The organism is Pseudomonas akapageensis, from assembly GCF_011355085.1.
GTDB lineage: Bacteria > Pseudomonadota > Gammaproteobacteria > Pseudomonadales > Pseudomonadaceae > Aquipseudomonas > Aquipseudomonas akapageensis.
On record NZ_VXCP01000002.1, the window covers coordinates 312,474 to 334,425 of the forward strand.

The 21,952-nt window shown below is 60.9% G+C and carries 16 protein-coding genes and 2 tRNA genes; 10 read left to right on the forward strand and 8 right to left on the reverse strand.

Annotated features, from left to right (window positions below):
• The first annotated feature begins 1,116 nt into the window (after positions 1–1,116).
• Positions 1,117–2,481: a DNA recombination protein RmuC gene (locus F2S13_RS03335; protein ID WP_166359207.1), complete on the forward strand. Its 1,365-nt coding sequence runs from the start codon at positions 1,117–1,119 to the stop codon at positions 2,479–2,481.
• A gap of 3 nt (positions 2,482–2,484) precedes the next feature.
• On the opposite strand, the gene F2S13_RS03340 is transcribed toward F2S13_RS03335, so the two are convergent.
• Together F2S13_RS03340 and F2S13_RS03345 are read right to left on the reverse strand one after the other, a co-directional pair.
• Positions 2,485–5,961 (reverse strand): hybrid sensor histidine kinase/response regulator, encoded by a 3,477-nt coding sequence (locus tag F2S13_RS03340; RefSeq protein ID WP_166359034.1) that lies wholly within the window; start codon positions 5,959–5,961, stop codon positions 2,485–2,487.
• 232 nt (positions 5,962–6,193) lie between these two features.
• Positions 6,194–7,384 (reverse strand): MFS transporter, encoded by a 1,191-nt coding sequence (locus tag F2S13_RS03345; RefSeq protein WP_166359035.1) that lies wholly within the window; start codon positions 7,382–7,384, stop codon positions 6,194–6,196.
• 316 nt (positions 7,385–7,700) lie between these two features.
• Here F2S13_RS03345 and F2S13_RS03350 point away from each other — a divergent pair, with 316 nt between their 5' ends.
• From F2S13_RS03350 to F2S13_RS03375, 6 genes are all read left to right on the forward strand, one after another.
• Positions 7,701–8,846, forward strand: a complete 1,146-nt coding sequence (locus tag F2S13_RS03350) for a TDT family transporter (protein WP_166359036.1) — start codon at positions 7,701–7,703, stop codon at positions 8,844–8,846.
• 138 nt (positions 8,847–8,984) lie between these two features.
• The gene (locus tag F2S13_RS03355; protein ID WP_166359037.1) at positions 8,985–10,859 is read left to right on the forward strand and encodes an MFS transporter; all 1,875 of its coding nucleotides are present in this window, start codon (positions 8,985–8,987) and stop codon (positions 10,857–10,859) included.
• A 90-nt stretch (positions 10,860–10,949) separates the two neighbouring features.
• Positions 10,950–11,891 carry a fatty acid desaturase gene (locus F2S13_RS03360; RefSeq protein ID WP_166359038.1) on the forward strand — a complete coding sequence of 314 codons (942 nt, stop codon included), beginning with the start codon at positions 10,950–10,952 and terminating at the stop codon, positions 11,889–11,891.
• A 12-nt stretch (positions 11,892–11,903) separates the two neighbouring features.
• Positions 11,904–12,695 carry a phosphate/phosphite/phosphonate ABC transporter substrate-binding protein gene (locus F2S13_RS03365; protein ID WP_166359039.1) on the forward strand — a complete coding sequence of 264 codons (792 nt, stop codon included), beginning with the start codon at positions 11,904–11,906 and terminating at the stop codon, positions 12,693–12,695.
• Positions 12,696–12,828: 133 nt separating this feature from the next.
• Positions 12,829–13,347 carry a sigma-70 family RNA polymerase sigma factor gene (locus F2S13_RS03370; protein ID WP_166359040.1) on the forward strand — a complete coding sequence of 173 codons (519 nt, stop codon included), beginning with the start codon at positions 12,829–12,831 and terminating at the stop codon, positions 13,345–13,347.
• A 44-nt stretch (positions 13,348–13,391) separates the two neighbouring features.
• Positions 13,392–14,405 (forward strand): ABC transporter substrate-binding protein, encoded by a 1,014-nt coding sequence (locus F2S13_RS03375; RefSeq protein ID WP_166359208.1) that lies wholly within the window; start codon positions 13,392–13,394, stop codon positions 14,403–14,405.
• A 107-nt stretch (positions 14,406–14,512) separates the two neighbouring features.
• Here the strand turns inward: F2S13_RS03375 and sugE are convergent, their stop codons facing one another.
• The 3 genes from sugE to rdgC all read right to left on the reverse strand — a co-directional run bounded on the left by sugE (position 14,513) and on the right by rdgC (position 17,009).
• Positions 14,513–14,830, reverse strand: a complete 318-nt coding sequence (gene sugE, locus F2S13_RS03380; protein ID WP_166359041.1) for a quaternary ammonium compound efflux SMR transporter SugE — start codon at positions 14,828–14,830, stop codon at positions 14,513–14,515.
• A 116-nt stretch (positions 14,831–14,946) separates the two neighbouring features.
• Positions 14,947–15,915: a bile acid:sodium symporter family protein gene (locus F2S13_RS03385; RefSeq protein ID WP_166359042.1), complete on the reverse strand. Its 969-nt coding sequence runs from the start codon at positions 15,913–15,915 to the stop codon at positions 14,947–14,949.
• Positions 15,916–16,088: 173 nt separating this feature from the next.
• Positions 16,089–17,009, reverse strand: coding sequence for a recombination-associated protein RdgC (gene rdgC, locus F2S13_RS03390; protein ID WP_166359043.1), 921 nt, complete (start codon positions 17,007–17,009; stop codon positions 16,089–16,091).
• A 164-nt stretch (positions 17,010–17,173) separates the two neighbouring features.
• On the opposite strand from rdgC, the gene F2S13_RS03395 reads away from it, so the two are divergent.
• A tRNA-Val gene (locus F2S13_RS03395) sits at positions 17,174–17,249 on the forward strand.
• A gap of 20 nt (positions 17,250–17,269) precedes the next feature.
• A tRNA-Asp gene (locus F2S13_RS03400) sits at positions 17,270–17,346 on the forward strand.
• A 150-nt stretch (positions 17,347–17,496) separates the two neighbouring features.
• Here the strand turns inward: F2S13_RS03400 and F2S13_RS03405 are convergent.
• Complete coding sequence (locus F2S13_RS03405; RefSeq protein WP_166359209.1) at positions 17,497–17,823, reverse strand: helix-turn-helix domain-containing protein; 327 nt, start codon at positions 17,821–17,823, stop codon at positions 17,497–17,499.
• Between the two features lie 547 nt (positions 17,824–18,370).
• On the opposite strand from F2S13_RS03405, the gene F2S13_RS03410 reads away from it, so the two are divergent.
• Entirely contained in the window at positions 18,371–18,670 is a 300-nt protein-coding gene (locus F2S13_RS03410; RefSeq protein ID WP_166359044.1) for a DUF6124 family protein, read from the forward strand.
• A gap of 101 nt (positions 18,671–18,771) precedes the next feature.
• Here F2S13_RS03410 and F2S13_RS03415 read toward each other — a convergent pair whose 3' ends face one another.
• A complete protein-coding gene (locus F2S13_RS03415; RefSeq protein ID WP_166359045.1) occupies positions 18,772–19,944 on the reverse strand; it encodes a catalase family protein in 1,173 nt (390 codons plus the stop codon).
• Positions 19,941–21,746, reverse strand: coding sequence for a di-heme-cytochrome C peroxidase (locus F2S13_RS03420; RefSeq protein ID WP_166359046.1), 1,806 nt, complete (start codon positions 21,744–21,746; stop codon positions 19,941–19,943). The genes F2S13_RS03415 and F2S13_RS03420 overlap by 4 nt, the downstream gene beginning before the upstream one ends.
• Between the last annotated feature and the right edge of the window lie 206 nt (positions 21,747–21,952).

Genomic DNA, 21,952 nt, shown 5'->3' on the forward strand with positions numbered 1-21,952 from the left:
CCACTATTGGCCTGGCGAAGAACCCGACTGGAACAAAGCAGCCAGTTTGAAGCGCATTTTCAATGTGGCGCCTGGGCTGACTGGTAGGTACTTAGGAGGGCAGGCAGCACACCGGGGCAAAGGTTCTATGCCACTGGGTGAAGATCCTGATCAATCTGCAGGTTGGTTCGGTCAGAGTAAGGGAGCCTGGCAACGGTCTGGAAAGACAGAGGAGGTATTACCTGGAAACCATCGAGAAGGCCGGGTCCCTTGTTTCAGCAGGGGTTCTACGAGCTGTAGAAAGCGTGCTGGAGGACTGTTTCGGCCAAAATTGACTTTCAGCTTGGTACTAACGCTGTGGAGACTATCGATATTCAGGTATTAATGCAAGCTTTTTCAGATTTTGCAGCGATATGGACGGTTTAGGTGCAGATAGGCGGGTTTTCTGTTCCGAAGCCGACCAGTGTCTCGCGTCCTGGTTCGCTTGGGAAGCCCCCTGCGGGGCAATTTTATCAATCAGTACTTGACGCGGGGAGCAAAAATGGTGCGCGTTGACGCCTCGATTCAGGGCGGTTGTGCACATTGAAGGCAACAGTTGTCACATCCATGTAACGGCACCCTCACAAGACCCCACTGGCCCCATAAAAAATTTAAGTCAATGAAAAAAAACGTTTTTTTTTGTTGGTGAAAAAATCGACAGTTTGATTGGAGGCCCCATTCTGCGGGGGTTTGCGAGGTCCTGAGGGGGGTTGTCCACTGAGTTATCCACAGCTTCTGTGGATTGTCCCGAGCGCTTGCTCTAGGACGGGCGTGCACGCATTTTTCACGATTCATACAACTGTCTCAGAGATGTGCCTGGGGTAAATCTCCGTCTGGAAACTGGCGTTTTTTCAGCCAAGGAAAAAGTGCTCGCAGACGCAAAAAAATTGCGGCGCCATCGAGTGGAGCACGATAGATAATGCTGATCGGCCGGCGACTGATACCCTGACGGTGTCTTCGTGCATCGGCTTGTAAGGAGTGGCAATGGTAGTGGACATGACCAGCGTTTTGCTGGGGTTGTTGGCGGCAGCGGTGCCCTGTCTGGCACTGGCCTGGACGCTGCAAAGGCGCCTTTCGAATGCGCTGGCTGAACGTGCGCTGCTCGACGAGCGGCTCGCCACGGCGCAGATGGCCCAGGAAGGCCTGATTGCTCAACTGGATGCCTGCCGCGACGAAGTCAGCGACCTCGGTCAGGCTAATTCGGCCAAACTTGCCGAGCTTGCCGCTGTGGGCCGTGAGCTGGAGCTGCTGCAGATCGAGCGCGACAACGCCCGTGATGCGGCCCATGCCTGGAACCTCGAGCGTTCGGCCAAAGAGACCGAGCTGCGGCGCCTGGATGCCCAATGCGCAGGTTTGAATGCCGAACTGCGCGAGCAACAGGACAGCCATCAGCAACGCCTGGCCGATCTGCAGGGCTCGCGCGATGAGCTGCGGGCGCAATTCGCGGAACTGGCCGGCAAGATCTTCGATGAGCGTGAACAGCGCTTCGCCGAAACCAGCCAGCAACGTCTGGGGCAATTGCTCGACCCGCTGAAAGAACGCATTCAATCCTTCGAGAAGCGCGTCGAGGAAAGCTATCAACAGGAAGCGCGCGAGCGTTTCTCCCTGGGCAAGGAACTGGAGCGCCTGCAGTTGCTCAACCAGCGTTTGAGCGATGAGGCCACCAACCTGACCCAGGCCCTGAAAGGGCAGAAGACCCAGGGTAACTGGGGTGAGCTGATCCTGGAGCGGGTGCTTGAGCATGCGGGCCTGGAGAAGGGCCGCGAATACCAGACCCAGGTCAGCCTCAAGGGCCCCGATGGCGAGCGGTTCCAGCCGGACGTATTGATCATGCTGCCTGGCGACAAGCAGGTGGTGGTCGACTCCAAGGTCAGCCTGACCGCCTATCAGCAGTATGTCGCCGCCGATGACAGCGTGATTGCCCAGGCGGCGCTCAAGCAGCACGTCACCTCGTTGCGCAACCACGTCAAAGGCTTGGCGGGCAAGGATTACAAACGGCTGGAAGGCTTGCACAGCCTGGATTTCGTGCTGTTGTTCGTGCCCATCGAGGCGGCGTTTTCGGCAGCCCTGCAGGCCGAGCCGAACCTGTTTCAGGAAGCCTGGGACCGCCATATCGTGATCGTCAGCCCCACCACATTGCTGGCCACCCTGCGCGTGATCGACAGCCTGTGGAAGCAGGAACGCCAAAGCCAGAACGCCCGTGAAATCGCCGAGCGCGCCGGGTGGCTGTATGACAAGTTCGTGTTGTTCATCCAGGACCTGGACGAAGTCGGCAGCCGCCTGCAGCAATTGGACAAGGCCTACAGTGCGGCGCGCAACAAGCTTACCGAAGGCCGTGGCAACCTGGTCAGCCGCAGCGAGCAACTCAGGTTGCTCGGTGCTCGCGCCAGCAAGAGCCTGCCCACTGACCTGCTCGAACGGGCCATGACCGATGCGGACGGGTTGGCTGAGATGCCCGAGTAATCGCTATCTGGCCAGACTCAAATGCCGGTTGAGCAGCGCACGCAGTGCTGCAGGCTTGACCGGTTTGGCCAGGTAATCGAGGCCGGCGGCATGTACCTGGGCGACCATCTCGGTACGCCCGTCGGCACTGATCACCACACCGGGCACCGGTTCGCCCAGGCGCGTGCGCAGCCAGGCCATCAACTCGGTGCCGGTCTCGCCGTCGTCGAGGTGATAGTCCACCAGCGCCAGGTGCGGGCGCAGTCCTTCGCGCAGCAAGGCATCGCATTCGTGGCGATTGCGCGCGGTCCAGACCTGGCAACCCCAGCGGCTGAGCAGGCTGTTCATGCCGATCAAAATGCTGTCTTCGTTATCGACGCACAGGACCTGCATGCCGGCCAGCGGCTGGCCGTTCTGTTCGACCGCCTTGAGCGGTGCCGAGGCCGGTGCGCTGACCAGCGGCACAGTGACAGTGAATACGCTGCCCTTGCCCGGCCACGAACGCACGTTCAACGGGTGCTCGAGCACACGACACAGACCGTCGGCAATCGCCAGGCCCAGGCCCAGGCCTTTTTCGGCGCGGGTCTGGTGGCTGTCCAGGCGCTTGAATTCCTCGAAGATCACTTGCAGCTTGTCATCCGGAATCCCTGGTCCGCGGTCCCAGACTTCCAGCTGCAAATGTCCCTGCTTGCGCCGTACGCCCAGCAGGATCGGGCTTTTGCCGTAGCGGAAGGCGTTGGTCAGGAAGTTCTGCAGGATCCGTCGCAGCAGTTTCATATCGCTGTTTACCCGCAGCTGGCTGCCGCGCAAGCGGAAATCCAGGCCCTGTTCTTGCGCCAGGGCCTTGAACTCGGCACCCAGGGTGTCAAACAGTTCGCTGAGGGCGAACGGCTTGATGTCGGGGTTGATCTTGCCGTTCTCCAGGCGCGAGATATCCAGCAGATCACTGATCAACTCTTCAGCCGAACGCAGTGAGCTGTCCATGTGCCGGACCAGTTGCTGAGCATCGCTGGACAGGCCGTCGCCCTGGTGGGAGAGGGCTGCGGAAAACAGCCGCGCCGCGTTCAGCGGTTGCATCAGGTCATGGCTGACTGCCGCCAGGAAACGGGTCTTGGATTGGTTGGCGGCCTCGGCCGTGCCTTTGGCCTGGGTCAGCGCCTGGTTCAGTTGCGAGAGCTCACGGGTGCGTTCGGCCACGCGCTGTTCAAGGCTTTCGTTGGATTCCTTGAGGACCTGTTCGGCTTCGCGGAACGGGGTGATATCGGTGAAGCTCATGACAAAGCCGCCACCGGGCATGGGGTTGCCGATCAGCTCGATCACGCGGCCATTGGGAAACAACCTCTCGGAAGTGTGCGCGCGCCCCTGGCGCATCCAGTGCAGGCGACGGGCCACGTGCACTTCGGCCTCGCCGGGGCCGCAGAGGCCGCGTTCGGCGTTGTGGCGGATGATGTCGGCGATCGGCCGGCCGACGCTGATCAGGCCATCGGGGTAGTTGAACAGCTCAAGGTAGCGGCGGTTCCAGGCCACCAGCTTGAGCGACTGGTCGACCACGCTGATGCCCTGGGTGATGTTTTCGATGGCGCCTTGCAGCAGGGCGCGGTTGAACTGCAGTACCTCGGAGGTTTCGTCGGCGATGCGCACCACGTCTTCGAGCTGCATGTCACGGCCCTCGATGGCCGCCTTGACCACGGCGCGGGTCGAGGAGCTGCCCAGTACGCCGGCGAGAAGGCGTTCGGTGTGGGCGATCCATTCGCCGTCGGCGTTCTGGTTGGGGTTGAAGCCCTTGCCCTGGCGGTAGGCGAAGCGGATGAAGCTCTGACGAGCGCGCTCTTCACCGACGAAGCGCGAGGCCAGGGTCAGCAAGTCTTCGATCTGCACCGCCAGCAGAGAACGGGAACTGAAGCGGGCACTGGTTTCCTGGCCGATAAACCGGCCCGCTTGCCAATGCTCCGAGACGCGGGTGCGGGAAAGAATCGAAACCCAGACGAACAGGGTGAAATTGCCCACCAGCGACAGCACCACACCTTGGGTCAACGAGGTGATCGGCAGGTGCAGCGGGTTGCTGTGCAGCCAGGCCAGCCCCGGGAACGCCTCCAGTGGCAAGCCCAGGCTACGGGCAATCAGCGGCAGTACCAGGGTGTAGAACCAGAGGAAGGTCCCGGCCGCCAGGCCCGCGAATACGCCGCGGCGGTTAGCCTGCTTCCAGTACAGCGCACCGAGCATCGCCGGTGCCAGTTGGGTGATGGCGGCAAAGGCGATCTGGCCGATGGTCGCCAGGCTCGCGGTGGAGCCCAGCAACCGGTAACTGACATAGGCCAGTAGCAGGATGGCGACGATGCTTACCCGGCGAACCGTCAGCATCCAGTGGCGGAACAGTTCGAAGGGTCGCTCGGCATTGTTGCGGCGCAGCAGCCAGGGCAGGAGCATGTCGTTGGAGACCATGGTCGACAGCGCGACGCTGGCGACGATCACCATGCCGGTGGCCGCCGAAGCACCCCCAATGAATGCCAGCAAGGCCAGCGCCGGGTGTGACTCGGCAAGCGGCAGGCTGATCACGAACGAGTCGGGGATCACCGAACTGGGCAACAACATCTGCCCGGCCAGGGCAATCGGCACCACGAACAGCCCGGCCAGGACCAGGTAGCTGGGGAACACCCAGCGGGCCAGGCGCAGGTCCTGGGGTTCGATGTTCTCCACCACCGTCACATGAAATTGTCGCGGCAGACAGATGATCGCCATCATGGCCACGCCAGTCTGCACCACCATCGACGGCCAGTTGATGGTTTCCTGCCAATAGGTTTCCAGGCGCGGAGCCAGTTGGGCCTGGCTGAGCAGGTCGTCGAAGCCGTCGTAAAGGTTGAAGGTCACGAACGCGCCGACCGCCAGGAAGGCGAACAGCTTGACCAGGGCCTCGAAGGCGATTGCCATCACCATGCCGCGGTGGTGCTCGGTCACATCCAGGCTGCGGGTGCCGAAAACAATGGTGAACAGCGCGAGAATCAGCGACACCACCAGTGCGGTGTCCTGAACCCGGGGACCGGTGGCATCGGCACCGGCGCCGATCAGCAGATTCACGCCCAGCACGATGCCCTTGAGTTGCAGGGCAATATAGGGCAGCACACCGACCAGGCAGATCAGGGCGATGACGATGGCCAGCGACTGCGACTTGCCGTAGCGCGCAGCAATAAAGTCGGCGATGGAGGTGATGTTCTCCTGTTTACTGATCAGCACCATCTTCTGCAGTACCCAGGGTGCGAAGACCAGCAGCAGCACCGGGCCCAGGTAGATCGGCAGGAACGCCCAGAGTTGTTCGGCGGCTTGGCCGACGGCCCCGAAGAATGTCCAGCTGGTGCAGTAGACCGCCAGCGACAGGCTGTACACCCACGCACGCAGACGCGGCGGCAAGGGCGTGCTGCGACGGTCGCCGTAGAAGGCGATGGCGAACATGATGGCCATATAGGCCAGGGCGACCGCTGCGATCAGCCCACTGGACAGCGACATGCGTACTCCGAATGCTGGAAATCTGCGGGGCGCCATTTGAAAGTCCTGCGGACTTTATCGCGGGCAAGCCCGCTCCCACAGAGAATAGATGCCTTACTCCTGTGGGAGCTGGCTTGCCAGCGATCGGCCGCAAAGCGGCCGCAACCAAACTCAACTCCGGTCAAACAGTCTCGCAGAATGCCCAGCCCCCGTCAGCGTCGACCAAGGTAGCAGTGGCACAGCGTCGCAGCCCTCAGGCCCGGCGCCCCAGCCCCGAGGCACCCAGGTAGTAGAACAGGGTGGCGGCGACAACGCAGGCTATCAACAGGTAGAACATCACCTGCGGCGCCAGTGCCGCCAGGGCAAATCCGCAAATCACCGGCCCCAGCGCCGCACCCAGGTTGGAAAGATTCTGCGCGCCGTAATACATCCCGCGCAAATGCTCAGGCGCGATGGTATCGATGAACATGTATTCGGCCGGGATCACGATGATCTCGCCAAGGGTGAACACCAGCATCGCCAGGCACCAGACCAGCAACGTCTGCGCCAGCGAAAAGCCCAGCAGCCCGACCAGGAACATCGCCATGCCGGCCAGTAGCCAGGGAAACAGCCGGCGGCTGCTGATGCGCCGGCCAATCAGGTATTGCAACGCAATCACGGTCACGGCATTGGTCGCCACCACATAGCTGATCACCCGGTAGGTATGTTCAGGCGTGGTTGTCACCACAAGATACTGCGACAAAAAGGCCGTGAACTGACCGAACACCACCGCGCTGAGCACCCCACCGAGGGTGAAGCACACCAGCCGGTAATCCTTGAGCAACAGACGCCCCACGGCGACAAAGGCCTGCTTTTGCATGCCGGCCAGGCCCGTCTGCGGCGAACGATCGCCCCAGCGCCGATAGGCCAGAAACATGACCAACCCCAGGCCCGCCGAGACGACAAAGGGCCAATGGGTATCCAGCTTGAACAGCCCGGCCCCCATGAAAGGCCCGACGGCATAGGCCACGTTGCTCAAGGTGTATTTGATGGAAAACACCTCGCTGCGCGCATTTTCCGGCAACAACGCGCAGAAGCCCGCCTTGGCGGCGATGTCCACCACGGCCAGGGTCAGGTTGATCAGCACCAGAAACAGGAAAAACAGAATCAGTGAACGACTGGAAATGGCACCGATGAATGCTGCGGCGAACATCAGCGTCGCAGTCATGATCACGCTGTAACTGCGCAACTTGTCGATCAGGTAACCGCCATACAGGCTCAGCAGCGAGCCGACGAACAAGGCGCTGCCGATGACCAGGCCGATGTCGCTGATGCCCAGCGCAAAGGTGTCGGCCAGGTACACGACCAGATAGGGCAGGGTAATTGCCCGCGCCAGGGTCAGGATAAACGTGACCCAGAGCAGCATGCGCACGCTGGATGAATAGGCTTTGAATGCCTTCAACATGCCGGACTTCCTTGTAGTCGGACTCTGAAACAATTCGAGAGCATAACCTCGTTCCCACGCTCTGCGTGGGAATGCCTCCTGCGACGCTCTGCGTTGCCTTCCGCCAGGTCGACGCGGAGCGTCTGGCACTGCGTTCCCACGCGGAGCGTGGGAACGAGAAGACGTCGGTGAGATCATTGGAAGGGCAATGGTGACGGCTGCGTCAATCCATTGTTTATTTGCAAAATAGATAACAGATAGAGAAATTACCCATTTTATAGATATTTCCAGCGACCGTACCATAACCTGACCTCACAAGAGGACAGGAGTGATAACCATGTCGCAGCCCGCGATTCAACTGCACCGTTTCCGGCCCTTGAGCCATCTGCAACACCCCCGCGAAGTCATTCGTCAGTTCACCCCCAACTGGTTTGCCGCCACCATGGGCACCGGTGTGCTGGCCCTTGCCCTGGCCCAATTGGCAGTGCCCATGCTCACGGCATTGGCCGAAGCCTTGTGGCTGCTGACGATCGCGTTGTTCATGCTGTTCAGCGTGCTTTATGTCGCTCGCTGGGTGATGTTCTTCCATGAGGCACGGCGAATTTTCGGGCATTCGACGGTGTCGATGTTCTTCGGCACGATCCCGATGGGCCTGGCCACGATCATCAATGGTTTTCTCTTGTTCGGCGTTGCCCGTTGGGGCGCGCAGATCGTGCCTTTCGTCGAAGTCTTGTGGTGGCTGGATGTGGCCATGGCGCTGCTGTGTGGCGTGGCCATTCCGTTTCTGATGTTCACTCGCCAGGAACACAGCATCGATCAGATGACGGCCGTCTGGCTGCTGCCGGTGGTTGCCGCCGAGGTGGCTGCGGCCAGTGGGGGCTTGCTGGCGCCGCACCTGGTCGATGTGCATCAGCAGTTTCGTGTGTTGATTACCAGCTACGTGCTGTGGGCGTTCTCCGTGCCGGTGGCATTCAGCATTCTGACCATCCTGTTGCTGCGCATGGCCCTCCACAAGTTGCCACACGCCAGCATGGCCGCGTCGAGCTGGTTGGCCCTGGGCCCGATCGGCACCGGTGCGCTCGGCATGCTCGTGCTGGGAGCTGATGCGCCAGCGGTATTCGCCGCCAATGGGTTGCCGGACATGGGCGAGATCGCCGGCGGCATTGGCCTTGTTGCGGCAATCGCCCTGTGGGGCTTCGGGTTGTGGTGGATGCTGATGGCGGTGCTGATCACCTTGCGTTACCTGCGCAGCGGGATTCCGTTCAACCTGGGCTGGTGGGGCTTCACCTTTCCGTTGGGCGTCTATGCGCTGGCGACGCTCAAATTGGGTAGCACCTTGCACCTGGGTTTCTTCAACGGGGCAGGGGTGGTGCTGGTGGCGGCGCTGGCGGCCATGTGGCTGATCGTTGCGAGCCGGACGGTGAAGGGTGCCTGGCGCGGCGAGTTGTTCGTTTCGCCCTGTATTGCTCATCTGCGTGGTTAATCGTTCACCTGCGAAAGGGCCTACAGATGCACCTGGAAGGATCAGGTAATCTGAAGGCCCGATGTGGCTTTTCCCCGGCCACCGGCATTCCAATGACAAAGCCTTAGCCGTTCTCGGCGCCATGCAGGTACACGGACGATGAGTCATCAGTCGCAATTCGGTTTGCTGGGCAAGCGGCGTTTTCTGCCGTTTTTCATTACGCAGTCGCTGGGTGCGTTCAACGACAACATTTTCAAGCAGTCGTTGATCCTCGCCATCCTCTACAAGCTGAGCATCGATGGCGACCGGACGATCTGGGTCAATCTGTGTGCCTTGCTGTTCATCCTGCCGTTTTTCCTGTTCTCGGCGCTGGCCGGGCAGTTTGGCGAAAAGTACGCCAAGGACGCATTGATCCGCCTGATCAAGCTGGGCGAAATCGCGATCATGCTGGTCGGTGCGGCCGCATTTCTCTTCAACCACTTGTGGATGATGCTGCTGGCGCTGTTCGCCATGGGCACCCATTCGTCATTGTTCGGCCCGGTGAAGTATTCGATCCTGCCCCAGGCCCTGCGTGAAGAAGAGTTGGTGGGTGGCAATGGCCTGGTGGAAATGGGCACCTTCCTGGCGATTCTCCTGGGCACCATCGGCGCTGGGGTGATGATGTCGTCCACTCACTATGCACCGGTGGTCGCCACCGCAATCGTACTGGTAGCGACCCTGGGTTACCTGGCCAGCCGGGGCATTCCCCGTGCGGCGGCAGCCTCGCCTGAAATGAAGCTCGACTGGAACATCTTCAGCCAGACCTGGGCCACCCTGCGCCTGGGGCTGGGGCAAACGCCCGCCGTGTCGCGCTCGATCGTCGGCAATTCCTGGTTCTGGTTCGTCGGGGCGATCTATCTCACGCAGATTCCGGCCTATGCCAAGGACTGGCTGTACGGCGACGAAACCGTCGTCACCTTGATTCTCACGGTGTTCTCGGTGGGTATCGCCCTGGGCTCGATGCTGTGCGAGCGTTTGTCCGGGCGCAAGATCGAGATCGGCCTGGTACCCTTCGGTTCGTTCGGCCTGACGCTGTTCGGCCTGTTGTTGTGGTGGCACTCCGGCAGCTTTCCCCAGAGCGTGCAGGCCAATGACTGGCTGACCGTGCTGGGACATGCCCAGGCCTGGTGGGTGTTGCTGGATATTCTTGGCCTGGGTGTGTTCGGTGGTTTCTACATCGTGCCGCTATATGCGCTGATCCAGTCGCGCACGGCGGAAAACGAGCGTTCCCGGGTGATTGCCGCGAACAACATTCTCAACGCGCTGTTCATGGTGGTTTCGGCAATCGTCACCATCGTGTTGTTGAGTGTGGTGAAGCTGTCGATTCCGCAGCTGTTTCTGGTGGTGTCGCTGCTGAACATCGGCGTCAACGCCTACATCTTCAAGATCGTTCCCGAGTTCAGCATGCGTTTCATGATCTGGCTGCTCAGCCATTCCATGTACCGGGTCGAGCACCGCGATCTTGAGCAGATTCCCGATGAAGGCGCGGCGTTGCTGGTGTGCAATCACGTGTCCTTCGTCGATGCCCTGTTGATCGGCGGCGCCGTGCGTCGGCCGATTCGTTTCGTGATGTACTACAAGATCTACCAGCTGCCGGTGCTGAACTTCATCTTCCGCACGGCGGGCACCATTCCGATTGCCGGGCGCAGTGAAGACCCGGTCATTTATGACAAGGCCTTCAAGAAAATTGCCGAGTACCTCAAGCAGGGCGAACTGGTGTGCATTTTCCCGGAAGGCAAGCTCACCACCGATGGCGAGATCGACGCGTTCAAGGGCGGCGTGACGCGGATCCTCGAAGAGACCCCGGTGCCGGTTATTCCACTGGCGTTGCAAGGGTTGTGGGGGAGTTTCTTCAGCCGCGATCCAGGCAAGGGGCTGTTTCGTCGGTTGTGGTCGAGGGTGACCATCGTCGCGGGGCCGGCGGTGCCGGTGGAAGTGGCGGAGCCTGGGGTGCTGCGCGAGCGGGTCAGCGAGTTGCGGGGCATGGCGCGTTAATCACCAAACCTTCTGCAAGATTTTTCGCCCTCGTTGCACATCGGGTATGAAGTCGACCCTTATCGGTCGGCCCATGCCCGAGTCGAGCCGATGGCCCACTACCTTGATAATGCTCAACGCGACGAAATCGAACGTCTGCAACAAACCCTGACAGCCCGTAGCGAATGGCCGACCTGGCTGCTGCTGATGGTTGTCTATTGCGGCTGGTTTGGCGTGCTGCTGGCCAGCCCCCTATTAGGCGTCTGGCCCAGTACTGCGCTGCTGATCCTGCTGCTGGTGCTGTGGTTGTCCGTGCAACATGAATTGCTGCACGGTCACCCGACGCGCTGGCCTTGGCTGAACAGGATCCTCGGTTATGCACCCTTTGCAGTCTGGTACCCCTATACGCTGTACCGGGACTCGCATCTGTTGCATCACCGGGATGAAAACCTGACTTTGCCCGGCCGCGACCCGGAAAGCCGCTACCTGGGTCGGCGGCAGTGGCGCGACAGTTCGGTGTTCGAGCAACGCCTGCACTGGCTGAACAAAACGCTGCTGGGCCGTCTGCTGCTCGGTGCGCCGCTGGCCCTGTTCAGCCTGGCGCACGAAGAGCTGGCCCGCTTGCGCAAGGGCGATCGACAAGCCTGGTCGATGTGGCTGACCCATGGCGCGCTGACCTTGCTGATGCTGGCGTTCATCGCCCATTACAGTGCGCTTGGGGTCTGGCACTACCTGCTGCTGGTGACAGTACCGGCGTTGTCGCTGTCGATGGTGCGTTCGTACTATGAACATCGTCCAAGTGAGTTTCCGCAGCAGCGTACGGTACTTAATGAAGCGGCCTGGCCGTGGCGTTGGTTGTTCCTCAATCTGAACCTGCACCTTGTCCACCATGATTTGCCCAGCGTGCCCTGGTATTACCTGCCGCGGGTCTATCGTGCCCGACGCGAGCAGTGGCTGGCGCGCAGTGGCGGCTTTCTCGTGCAAGGCTATGGTGAGCTGTTTCGTCGACATGGCATCAGGGCCATCGACAGCCCCGAACACCCTTTCAGTTGACCCGGAGTGCAGATGACAGGCCGATACGCGGAGCTATTGATGTACACCGCCCCACAAGAAATCAGTGAGGCCAATGAGCGTTGGCTGGCGGGTATTCTCGAGCGGTTGCAGGTGTCCCGGAGCAGGCCCGCGAGCCTGGAGCTGATGCCCCTGTTTCTATCGCCACAGTTGCTGTTGACCCAGACCTGCGGCTATCCGTTGATGACCGCGTTGCGCGGCCGCGTGCGGGTCATCGGGCGTCCCTGTTACACGCTGCCCGATAGCGCCGATGGCAGTCATTGCAGCCTCCTGTTGGCTCGCAACGACCAGCCGCGCCAGGGCCTGTCGGACTTCCATGGCAGTCGTGGCGTCATCAACAACGAGGACTCCAACACCGGCATGAACTTGCTGCGCCATACAGTGGCGCCCTTGCAGCGACAGGGTCGCTTCTTCTCGGCGTTGTCGCTCAGTGGCAGCCACCGGGAAAGCCTGCGCTGGCTGCGGGAAGGTCTGGCGGACCTGGCCGCGGTAGACAGTGTCACCTATGCCTATCTGGCGCGTCATGCCAGCGCTGAAGTGGCGGGGTTGCGCGTGGTTACGCGAAGTGCCTGGAGCCCCTGCCTGCCTTATATCGGCGCAGCGAGCCTCGACGCGGGCCAGGCCGAAACGATCCGTCGGGCCATGAACCTGGCCTTGCAAGCGTTGCCGCACGTGGCGGCCACCCTGGGGCTGCGTGAAGTGTTGCCGGCAACCGAGGACAATTATCGGATTGTGCTGGATTATCAACGACAAGCACAGGAGGCAGGGCTGCCGAGCTTGCGCTGAGAAAACTGAAGTGAATGATCGAAAATGAATATTAAAATAGATTTTTAATATTATTAATGAATAAACAGCCTTGCTAGGATGCAGGCACCGGACCACCGGACATATACCGAATTTATTGATATTTGGAGCCATTATGTCCGGCGCCGACATTCCCCACAGTGACTACGTGGGCGGGCTGTTTCGCAGTCACTATGGGTGGCTGTGTGCACGCTTGCACCGCCACCTCGATTCCATTGCCAGCGCCGAAGATATCGCTGCCGACGCCTTCGTCCAGTTGCTCGGCACACCGCCTGCTGCGCCTATTCGCGAACCACGGGCCTTGTTGACCACCATCGCCCAGCGCTCGATGTATCAGCGGTGGCGGCGGCGTGATCTGGAGCGAGCCTACCTCGGTGCGCTGCAGCAGGATGAACAGCATCAGGCGCCGTCACCTGAAGACCGGGCCGAGATGCTCGAAGCCTTGCAGCACGTCGACCACCTGCTTGACGCTTTGCCTGCCAAGGTCAAGGCGACCTTTCTGCTGTCCCGGGTCAATGGTCTGACTTACCCGCAAATCGCGGCCGAACTGGGCATTTCCCAACGCTCGGTCTGCGACTACATGGCCAAGTCATTCGAATACCTCTCGCCGGCCGCAACGGATGGCGCCTTCTAATACACATAGCTCACCCATGACTTTTAAGGAAAGGGACAATGGCCATGAAATCATTCAAGAACTTGTTGGGCGGCACCTTGTTGTCCTTCGGCCTGCTCGCCCAGCCCGCACCTGCGAGCGAACCGCAGGCGCCGATCCACTTCGGCGACATCACCTGGGAAAGCGGCAGCCTGATTACCGAGATCCTTCGCTTGATCGTCGAAAAGGGCTATGGCTACCCGACCGATACCTTGCCGGGCAGCACCGTCAGCCTGGAGGCGGCCCTGGCCAAGAATGATATCCAGGTGATCGGCGAAGAGTGGGCCGGCCGCAGTCCGCCCTGGGTCAAGGCTGAAGCCGAGGGCAAGGTCTTTGGCCTGGGCGAAATCGTCAAGGGCGCCACTGAGGGCTGGTGGGTGCCGGAGTTCGTGATCAAGGGCGACCCTGCGCGCGGCATCGAACCACTGGCGCCCGAACTCAAGTCGGTTGCGGACCTGGCGCGCTACAAGGATGTGTTCCGTGACCCGGAAGCGCCGAATCGCGGGCGCTTCCTGAACAGCCCGACCGGCTGGACGTCGGAAATCGTCAACAGCCAGAAGCTCAAGGCCTATGGCTTGACCGACAGCTTCGTGAACTTCCGTACAGGCTCCGGTGCGGCGCTGGACGCGGAGGTCAGCTCCTCCATCCGACGCGGTAAACCGGTGCTGTTCTATTACTGGTCGCCGACGCCACTGCTGGGCAAGTACAAGCTGGTGAAGCTCGAAGAGCCGCCGTTCGACGCCGAGGCCTGGAAGACCCTGGCCGATGCCAGCAACCCGAACCCACGGGGTACCCGGTCGATCAAACCGCGCTTGTCGATCGGTGTTTCGGCACCCTTCAAGCAGGGACATCCGGAGTTGGTCGCGTTCTTCGAGAAAGTCGATTTGCCGATCGATCTGCTGAACCAGACCTTGGGGCAAATGAGTGAAAAGCGTCTGGCGCCGCGTGAGGTTGCCGAGCGGTTTTTGCGTGAGCAGCCGCAGATCTGGCAGCCGTGGTTGCCGGGGGAGGTGGCTTCTCGGGTGAGTGCCAGCCTTTAGGGCCTCATCGCTGGCAAGTCGAGTCGTCGCACCGCAGCTCCCACAGAGAAAGGCAGCGCAATTCCCCTGTGGGAGCGGGCTTGCCCGCGATGAACGATAACGCGGACTTAAGCGGCGCTGACTTTAAGCCCCACCAACCCCGCAACAATCAACCCAACACTGGCCACCCGCACCAACGCCATGGATTCCCCAAACAGAATGACCCCGGCAATCACCGTACCCACCGCACCGACACCGGTCCAGATCGCATAAGCGGTCCCCAGCGGCAGTTCTTTCATGGCAAGGCCCAGCAAGCCAAGGCTTACCAGCATGGCGGCTACGGTCAGGGCGGTAGGGACAGGGCGGCTGAAACCGTCGGTGTATTTGAGGCCTACGGCCCAACCGACTTCAAACAGGCCTGCAAAAAACAGGATGATCCAGGACATGATGACCTCCATCAACTGACGGGGTCGTCCCCAGAATGGTCACTCGAAGAGTCGTGAGGTCGTCCTCACTATGTGCAATATATTGCACAAAATCATTCCGGGGATCAAGCACGGTTTTAGTGCGTGCTGCTCGGCGATGCCTGGGCAGCAGCCTGCGGCTCATCGCTCATGCGCCGGAACCAGGTCGACAGCGCCGCCCCGGAAATATTGTGCCAGACACTGAACAGCGCGCTCGGCACCGCCGCCAGCGGCGAGAAGTGGGCGCTGGCCAGGGCGGCGCCCAGCCCGGAATTCTGCATGCCGACTTCCAGCGCCAGGGATTTGCGCTGGGCCAGGGGCAGCTTGAACAGCTTGCCGGTGAAGTAGCCGAGCACAAACCCGAAGCCGTTGTGCAATATAACCACCGCCATGATCAACAGGCCCGATTCGGCGATCTTCGCCTGGCTGGCAGCGACCACGGCCGTGATGATCATCACGATGCTGACGACCGAAACCAGCGGCAAGACATCCACGGCAAGGCGGACACGTTCGCCCAGCAAGCGTTGGGCGGCAACGCCCAGCACGATCGGCAGCAGCACCAGTTGCAGGATCGACCAGAACATATCCATGAAAGACACCGGCAACCAGGCCGAGGCCAGCAGCCAGATCAGGGCAGGCGTCAGCAAGGGGGCGAGCAGGGTGGTGACGGCAGCGATGGCCACCGACAACGCCAGGTCGCCACGGGCCAGCCAGGTCATCACATTGGATGCCGTGCCGCTCGGGCAGCAGCCGACCAGGATCACGCCGACGGCGATTTCGGCCGGCAGGTGGAAGGCCTGGCACAGCAGCCAGGCCACGCCCGGCATGATGACAAAGTGCGCGACCACGCCAAGGGCAACACGCCAGGGGTGGCGCGACACTTCGGCGAAGTCGTCGAGTTTCAGGGTCAGCCCCATGCCGAACATCACCAGGCCCAGCAGTGGCACGATGGCGGGTTTCAGGCCGATGAACCATTGGGGTTCAAGGAAGGCCAGGATGGCGAACAGCAGGACCCAATAGGCGAAGGTGTTGCCGACGAAGCGGCTGAGGGCGGCCAGGGCGCGCATGGTGTATTCCTTATTAGAGAGGGCGACCGCTTGCGCGGTCGATCGCGGCGGTCCGGCGCCCCGGCAAGCCCGCTCCCACAGAGGATCTCCGGTAGTTCACAATTTTGTGAACAACAAATAAACCTGTGGGAGCTGGCTTGCCAGCGATAAGGCCCGAAGGGCCTTCAACAGATTCAGATCCCCTGCGGAATCTCTTCACCACCCAACGCTTCAAACATCACCGGCAAGAACTCGCCAAACGTCAGCATCATCAAGGTAAAGCTGGCATCGAGCTGCCCCAGCGCTTCATCGCCGCCGTCTTCTTCAGCCTGGTCCTGCAACAGCTCCTCGAACTTCAGGCGCTTGATCACCATCTTGTCGTCGAGCACGAAGGACAGCTTGTCCTGCCATGCCAGCGACAGTTGCGTCACTTGCTTGCCAGTGCTCAGGTGCAACTGGATCTCGTCGCTGGTCAGGTCCTGACGCTTGCACCGCACGATGCCGCCGTCTTCGTGGGTATCGCGCAGTTCGCACTCGTCGAGCACGAAGAAATCCGGGGCCGCCTGCTGGGTCTTGACCCATTCGGTCATGGTCGCGGTCGGGGCGATTTTTACGGTCAGTGGACGCACTGGCAGCGAACCCATCACTTCACGCAAGGTCGAGAGCAGGTCTTCGGCGCGCTTGGGGCTGGAGGCGTTGACCAGGATCAGGCCTTGTTTGGGGGCGATGGCGGCGAAGGTGGCCGAGCGACGGATAAAGGCACGCGGCAGGAACGCCTGGATGATTTCATCCTTGATCTGATCGCGCTCCTTCTTGTAGACCTTGCGCATCTGTTCGGTTTCGATCTCTTCGATCTTCTCCTTGACCGCATCGCGTACGACGCTGCCTGGCAGAATGCGTTCTTCCTTGCGGGCGGCGATCAGCAGGAAGTCCTGGCTGACATGCACCAGTGGTGCGTCTTCGCCTTTGCCGAACGGGGCGACGAAACCGTAGGTGGTCAACTCCTGGCTTGCACAAGGGCGCGCCGGTTTGGTGGCCAGTGCGGTTTCCAGTGCCTCGGCGTCAAAAGGAATGTCTTGGGTCAGGCGATAGACAAGCAGGTTTTTGAACCACATGGGGTGACGCTCTCCTTACACACATAAGGCAGGCATTATTCTCCGAGCCGGTGCCCGAGGCCAACCCTGCGCTAAGTGTTTGGAACGCCTGAAAAAAATATTTAAAAAAGTGCTTGCCAGAGGTGGGGTCGCTCCGTAGAATGCGCGCCACACCGAGAGTGAAAGGGTGATTAGCTCAGCCGGGAGAGCATCTGCCTTACAAGCAGAGGGTCGGCGGTTCGATCCCGTCATCACCCACCAATCTCTTCTCAGTGTTATGCGCAGCGGTAGTTCAGTCGGTTAGAATACCGGCCTGTCACGCCGGGGGTCGCGGGTTCGAGTCCCGTCCGCTGCGCCATATTAGGAACACAAGACCACTGAACGCTTGTGATCCACCGGAAAGCCCGCCTAGTGCGGGCTTTTTGCTGTCTGGGGTTTACACAATCGCGCAGCACCTCGTTCCCACGCTCCAGCGTGGGAATGCATCCCCCGGACGCTCCGCGTCCCGCTACAACTCCAGCTGATCCGCCTTGATACCAAACGCCCGAGCAATTTTCTCGCGGGTAGCCCTGCGCGGCTTGTTCACAGCCTCCTGCTGAGCGAACGCGGGCTGAGAAATTCCCATCCGCTTGGCCACTTCATCTTGAGTGAGGTTCAAGTGTTCCCGCCAGGCACGAATGGGCGTTGCGCCATCGACGATGCGGCTGACCACCTGATGAGGAATCAGATCGGCTTCGACCTGCTGGGCAATGTATTGCTCGTAGGGGATGACGACGAATGCCGGCTTGCCATCCGGCCCGTTGATGATTTGAACGTCAGTAGGTGCGTTCGTCATGTGCTTCATGGTCTTTCGAATTCAGTTACTCGACAATAAATAAGTAAAACATAAGTCTTCTTCAGCATATCAATATGTTTATAAGTAATTGTTGCTGGGTGTATCACCGGGTCTTTGAGCGGGCTTGCCCGCGATGCTCGCGCCACGGTGAGACGGAAACACCGCGGTGAAGCAATCGCGGCGGTCCGGCAAGACCCACTTCTACAATCATTGCGTTGTAGGGCTTTTCTCTATTTCATGCGCGATGTTTCCCAAGCATAATCAGCCCGCTTTGAACGCTGTTGCTTCTATGTTTTTGGGTGGTTAGTGTTGCCTCGTCGCTGCCAATTCGGCGACCGGGTTTCGCAGCCTTGAACATACCAAAGCAACGTTCATTTCCGAGTTTCGGGGTTTTTACCTGCCTGACTCTCTCGTTATGGCGGCTGTGCGTGGGGCACCTTCGGGTGCGCCGAATTGGTGTGTTCCTCGGTCTGCGAACCCGCGTACAGCTGCCACCTTATTTGTTTCGCAGCGAATAGGTGCGGCTTCACTCTTAAAGGAACGCACCATGATCAAAATCGTCCCCGATCCGCCTGCCTCAACCTCCACTCTTGCCGTCACCCTCGAAAAACCCTTCGGCACCGTCGACAGCAACGGCCTACCCATGTTCACCGTGCGCGCTGGCATCCCGGCCGATGATGCACTGGCCCACGCAACCCTCCTGATCGAATGCGCCGAAGCTACCGCCTGGGATGTGGTCGACAACCTGCACCTTAATGACAAATCCCTGGTGCTTGGCCTGATCCAGCAGCTTGAATCGGCGCAAGCATTGATTGCCGCAGTCATGGATCAACCCAGCCCACGCTAACCCATGACGGGCTTTGTGTCGGAGCGGGCTTGCCCGCGATCCTGGCGACGCGGATCGTCAGGGGCACCGCGGCCGAGGCTATCGCGGGCGAGTCCATTTGATTACAGGCTGCCATTGCCATTGCCATTCCGGGCATGCCGATACTCGCTCACCGCCTCGTAGACCGCCTTGCGCAACCGGTTGATGCCACCAATCGGCCGATGCGCCTCGATCCCGTGCCATGGGTTGAACGACAGGTTATCGCACATCAGATTCTGCTCCGGCGTGTCGAAATCCTGGGGCGGAACGCGGATGTGCGCGACGGTTTCGAAGGGGGAGTGGTCTTCCCGCCATCTGATGCTGGTGTCTTCGATGGGCATGTACTGGTGGACGTTCTGGCGCTGGACCTGCAAGGCAAAGCAGGCCGGGACGCGGTCAGTGGACAGTTGCTGATACAGCGCGCTGCGCAGGAAGTTGGGCAGGTCGCGATTTTGCGCGGGCAGGGTGTAGGCCGGGCAGTTGTCCGGGTCCGGGATGACGCGGAACTTGGCATTGGCCTTGCCGAACTTGTACGGCGACACCGAGTGGTAAGTGGTCAGCAGCGGACTGTCCGGTGCCGGGGCCAGGGTGCCCAGGGCGATGAACAGGTGGCGGATCTCCCAGGTGCGCGGGTCTTTGCCGGGAAAGAAAGCCAGGAATTTCTTGCCGTCTGCCTGGGCGGCGATGTTCTGGCGGTATTCGGCCACGTCGCGAACGAAAAAGTTCGGGTGGTTGAACATGACAAAGTCCTGTTCCCTGCGGTCCGCCTGGCTGCTCAGTAACGGCTTGCCCGTAACGTCCAGCAGTTTGATGGCCATGCCACGGGCGTCGCGGATGCTGTCGAACTGCGGGTAGGGATTGCCATTGGACAGGCGCATCCAGGCCTGCCACTGCTTGCCGGGCTCGGCGAAGACGCCCTGGCGCATTTCCGCACGCAGATCCTGGGGTACCGTCACTTCGGCCTTCACGCAACCATGGGCCTTGGCGTGGGCATCACGCAGGTAGCGGGTGTCGCCGCGGTGCTGGTCGACGATGCGGATGGCGGTCTGGATGATGTCCTGGGTCATGGCCGCCTCGTCCGGCGGGATCTGCTCCTTGGCCGAGACCGGGCCTGTTTCTTTCCAGCCGTACCAGAGGCTGGCCAGCAGCCAACCCAGCAGCCCCAGGGCGATCGACCACATCAGCGTTTCGATCAGCCGCCTGCCAAGGCCCAGCCAAAGGCGGGCCAACAATCCGGGAGTGCTTGATCCATTCATGGCAATTGCGTCTCCAGTGGGCTACCGAGCACTTTCAGGTATTCCAGCAGCGCCCAGCGCTCCCGGGGTTCCAGCAAGCGCCCGATCACGCCCTTGCCGCGCGGCCCGGCGCGGAATTCGTGACCGCCGTTGTGGTTGCCGGTGATCCGGGTATCGAACAAAAAACCGCCGGGGAAGGCTTCGGTGCGATAGCCCAGGTGGCGTGGATCGTATTCGACTGTGCCTCTGTAAAACGTAGTCGACCGTTCGTCCTGGGGCGAGAGCAGTTGGTAAATGCTGGGCACCGAACCGTTGTGCAGGAACGGCGGAGTGGCCCAGACACCCGCCAGCGGGCGCGCTTTGTAGGCGCGCAACTCGCGCACGCCGATGGGCAGGCCGTAACCATCCAGGCGCGGGCGCTCGGCCGGGGTCACATTGGCTTCCCGGTAGGCGTTGGCCTGGACGAAGGCCGTGACATACGCCAGGCCCTGGGCCACCGACAATTGCTTCATGTCGAGCTCACCGTCGACCGAATGCAGCTCGACATCGAGCCTAGCCAGCTCCGCCGGGGCCCATTTCAATTCGCTCAGGTCGAAGCGATGGTCGGCAATATTGTCGGCTGCCGTCGGGTCGGTGCCGATGGCCTCGACCGGCAACATCTTCAGCCGTTGCACGGGGCGCGGGCCACCGCTCTGCACCTCCGGCACATGACAGCCCGCGCAATTTTCCCTGAACAGGGCTCGTCCCTGGCTGGCGCGCACTGGATCGATCTGGCCAAAAAGGGCCTGGGGCCAGACGGGCGGCTTGAGCCGTTGCAGGGTTTCCTCGATCAGGTTCAGGTCGCGCACTCGAACGCTGGATGGGTAGCGGGCATCACCGGTCAGCGGGTGTCCGTCGGTGTCAAAATACTTCAACGTCGCACCGACCCCCAGGGCCTCGCCGATATTGCGCGCCATGGGTTGCTGCGCCGAGCCGTTCCACTGGACCCAGTCGAAGGCCCAGATATCCCAAAGCTGCGGGTAATCGACCGGGGCGTTGGCGATGCGGTAGTTATTGGCACTGATGGCGTCACCGAAGGAGGCATTGGCGATACGGCCAAAGGCATCGGTGCGGCCCGGACCTTCAAGTGTCGGGTAGAGGCCGCGATGGGTATCGTTCCAGGCAACCTTGACGAAGGTGTCCAGCGACGCTTTGAAGGCACTGCGCAATGCGTGTTTGTCCTGCTCGTAGCGCTCACCCAGCACCGTGCGCGCAAAGCGTTCGAACTTCCACGGCAGGTAATAGGTGGCAGCGATGCTCGCGACCAGCGCCTGCCCGAAGCTGCCGCCGCGCAGGGTCGGTACGCTTGCCGGCAGCACATGCTGGGCGCTGCCGCCGTCGATGCGTACGGCATGATTGTTGTAGCGCAGCTCACCGGTGTGGCAGGCCGAGCAGGTGATGTCCAGGTACTGGGCGCTGTCGCCGGCATTCTGGTGGCGGGCAAACCCCACGGGCAGGTTGCCCGGGTTCTGTGCGCTGGCCTTTTGCGCCGGGTCGATCAGAAAACCGAAGCGGGCCAGATGCTCGGGGGCGGCGAAACGTTCGTCGGAGAAGGGCAGTTCCAGGGCGGTGAACCAGTCGTAGTGCAGGCCTTTGACCTGAGTGCCCTGGGGTGTGTAGTAGTAGGTCTGCCGGTCGGCCTCGCTCCATTGCTCAAGGTATTCGAGGCTCTGGGGCGCGTTGTATCGAGGCAGGTTGGGGCGGGCGACGTAGTAGAGCGCCACGCAAATGCCCATCACGATCAGGGCTGCCAACAGGAGCAGGACTCGATGGAAAAGGCGCAAAGTTAACGTCCTTGTCAAATTGAAGCTGTTTTATGCACCAGGGCTTGCTCAGGTGGCAAGTGGCTATATCCGATCTTCTCTGATCGTTTCCCGATGCGGTGGTATCGGGATGTTTTCGCCTCGGTTTGGGGCGCGGCGGCACCCTGGCGGTGCACCCGTGTGGCAATCGGTCTTCGGCTGACAGCCGTACCCCTTGTTTCCAAAGG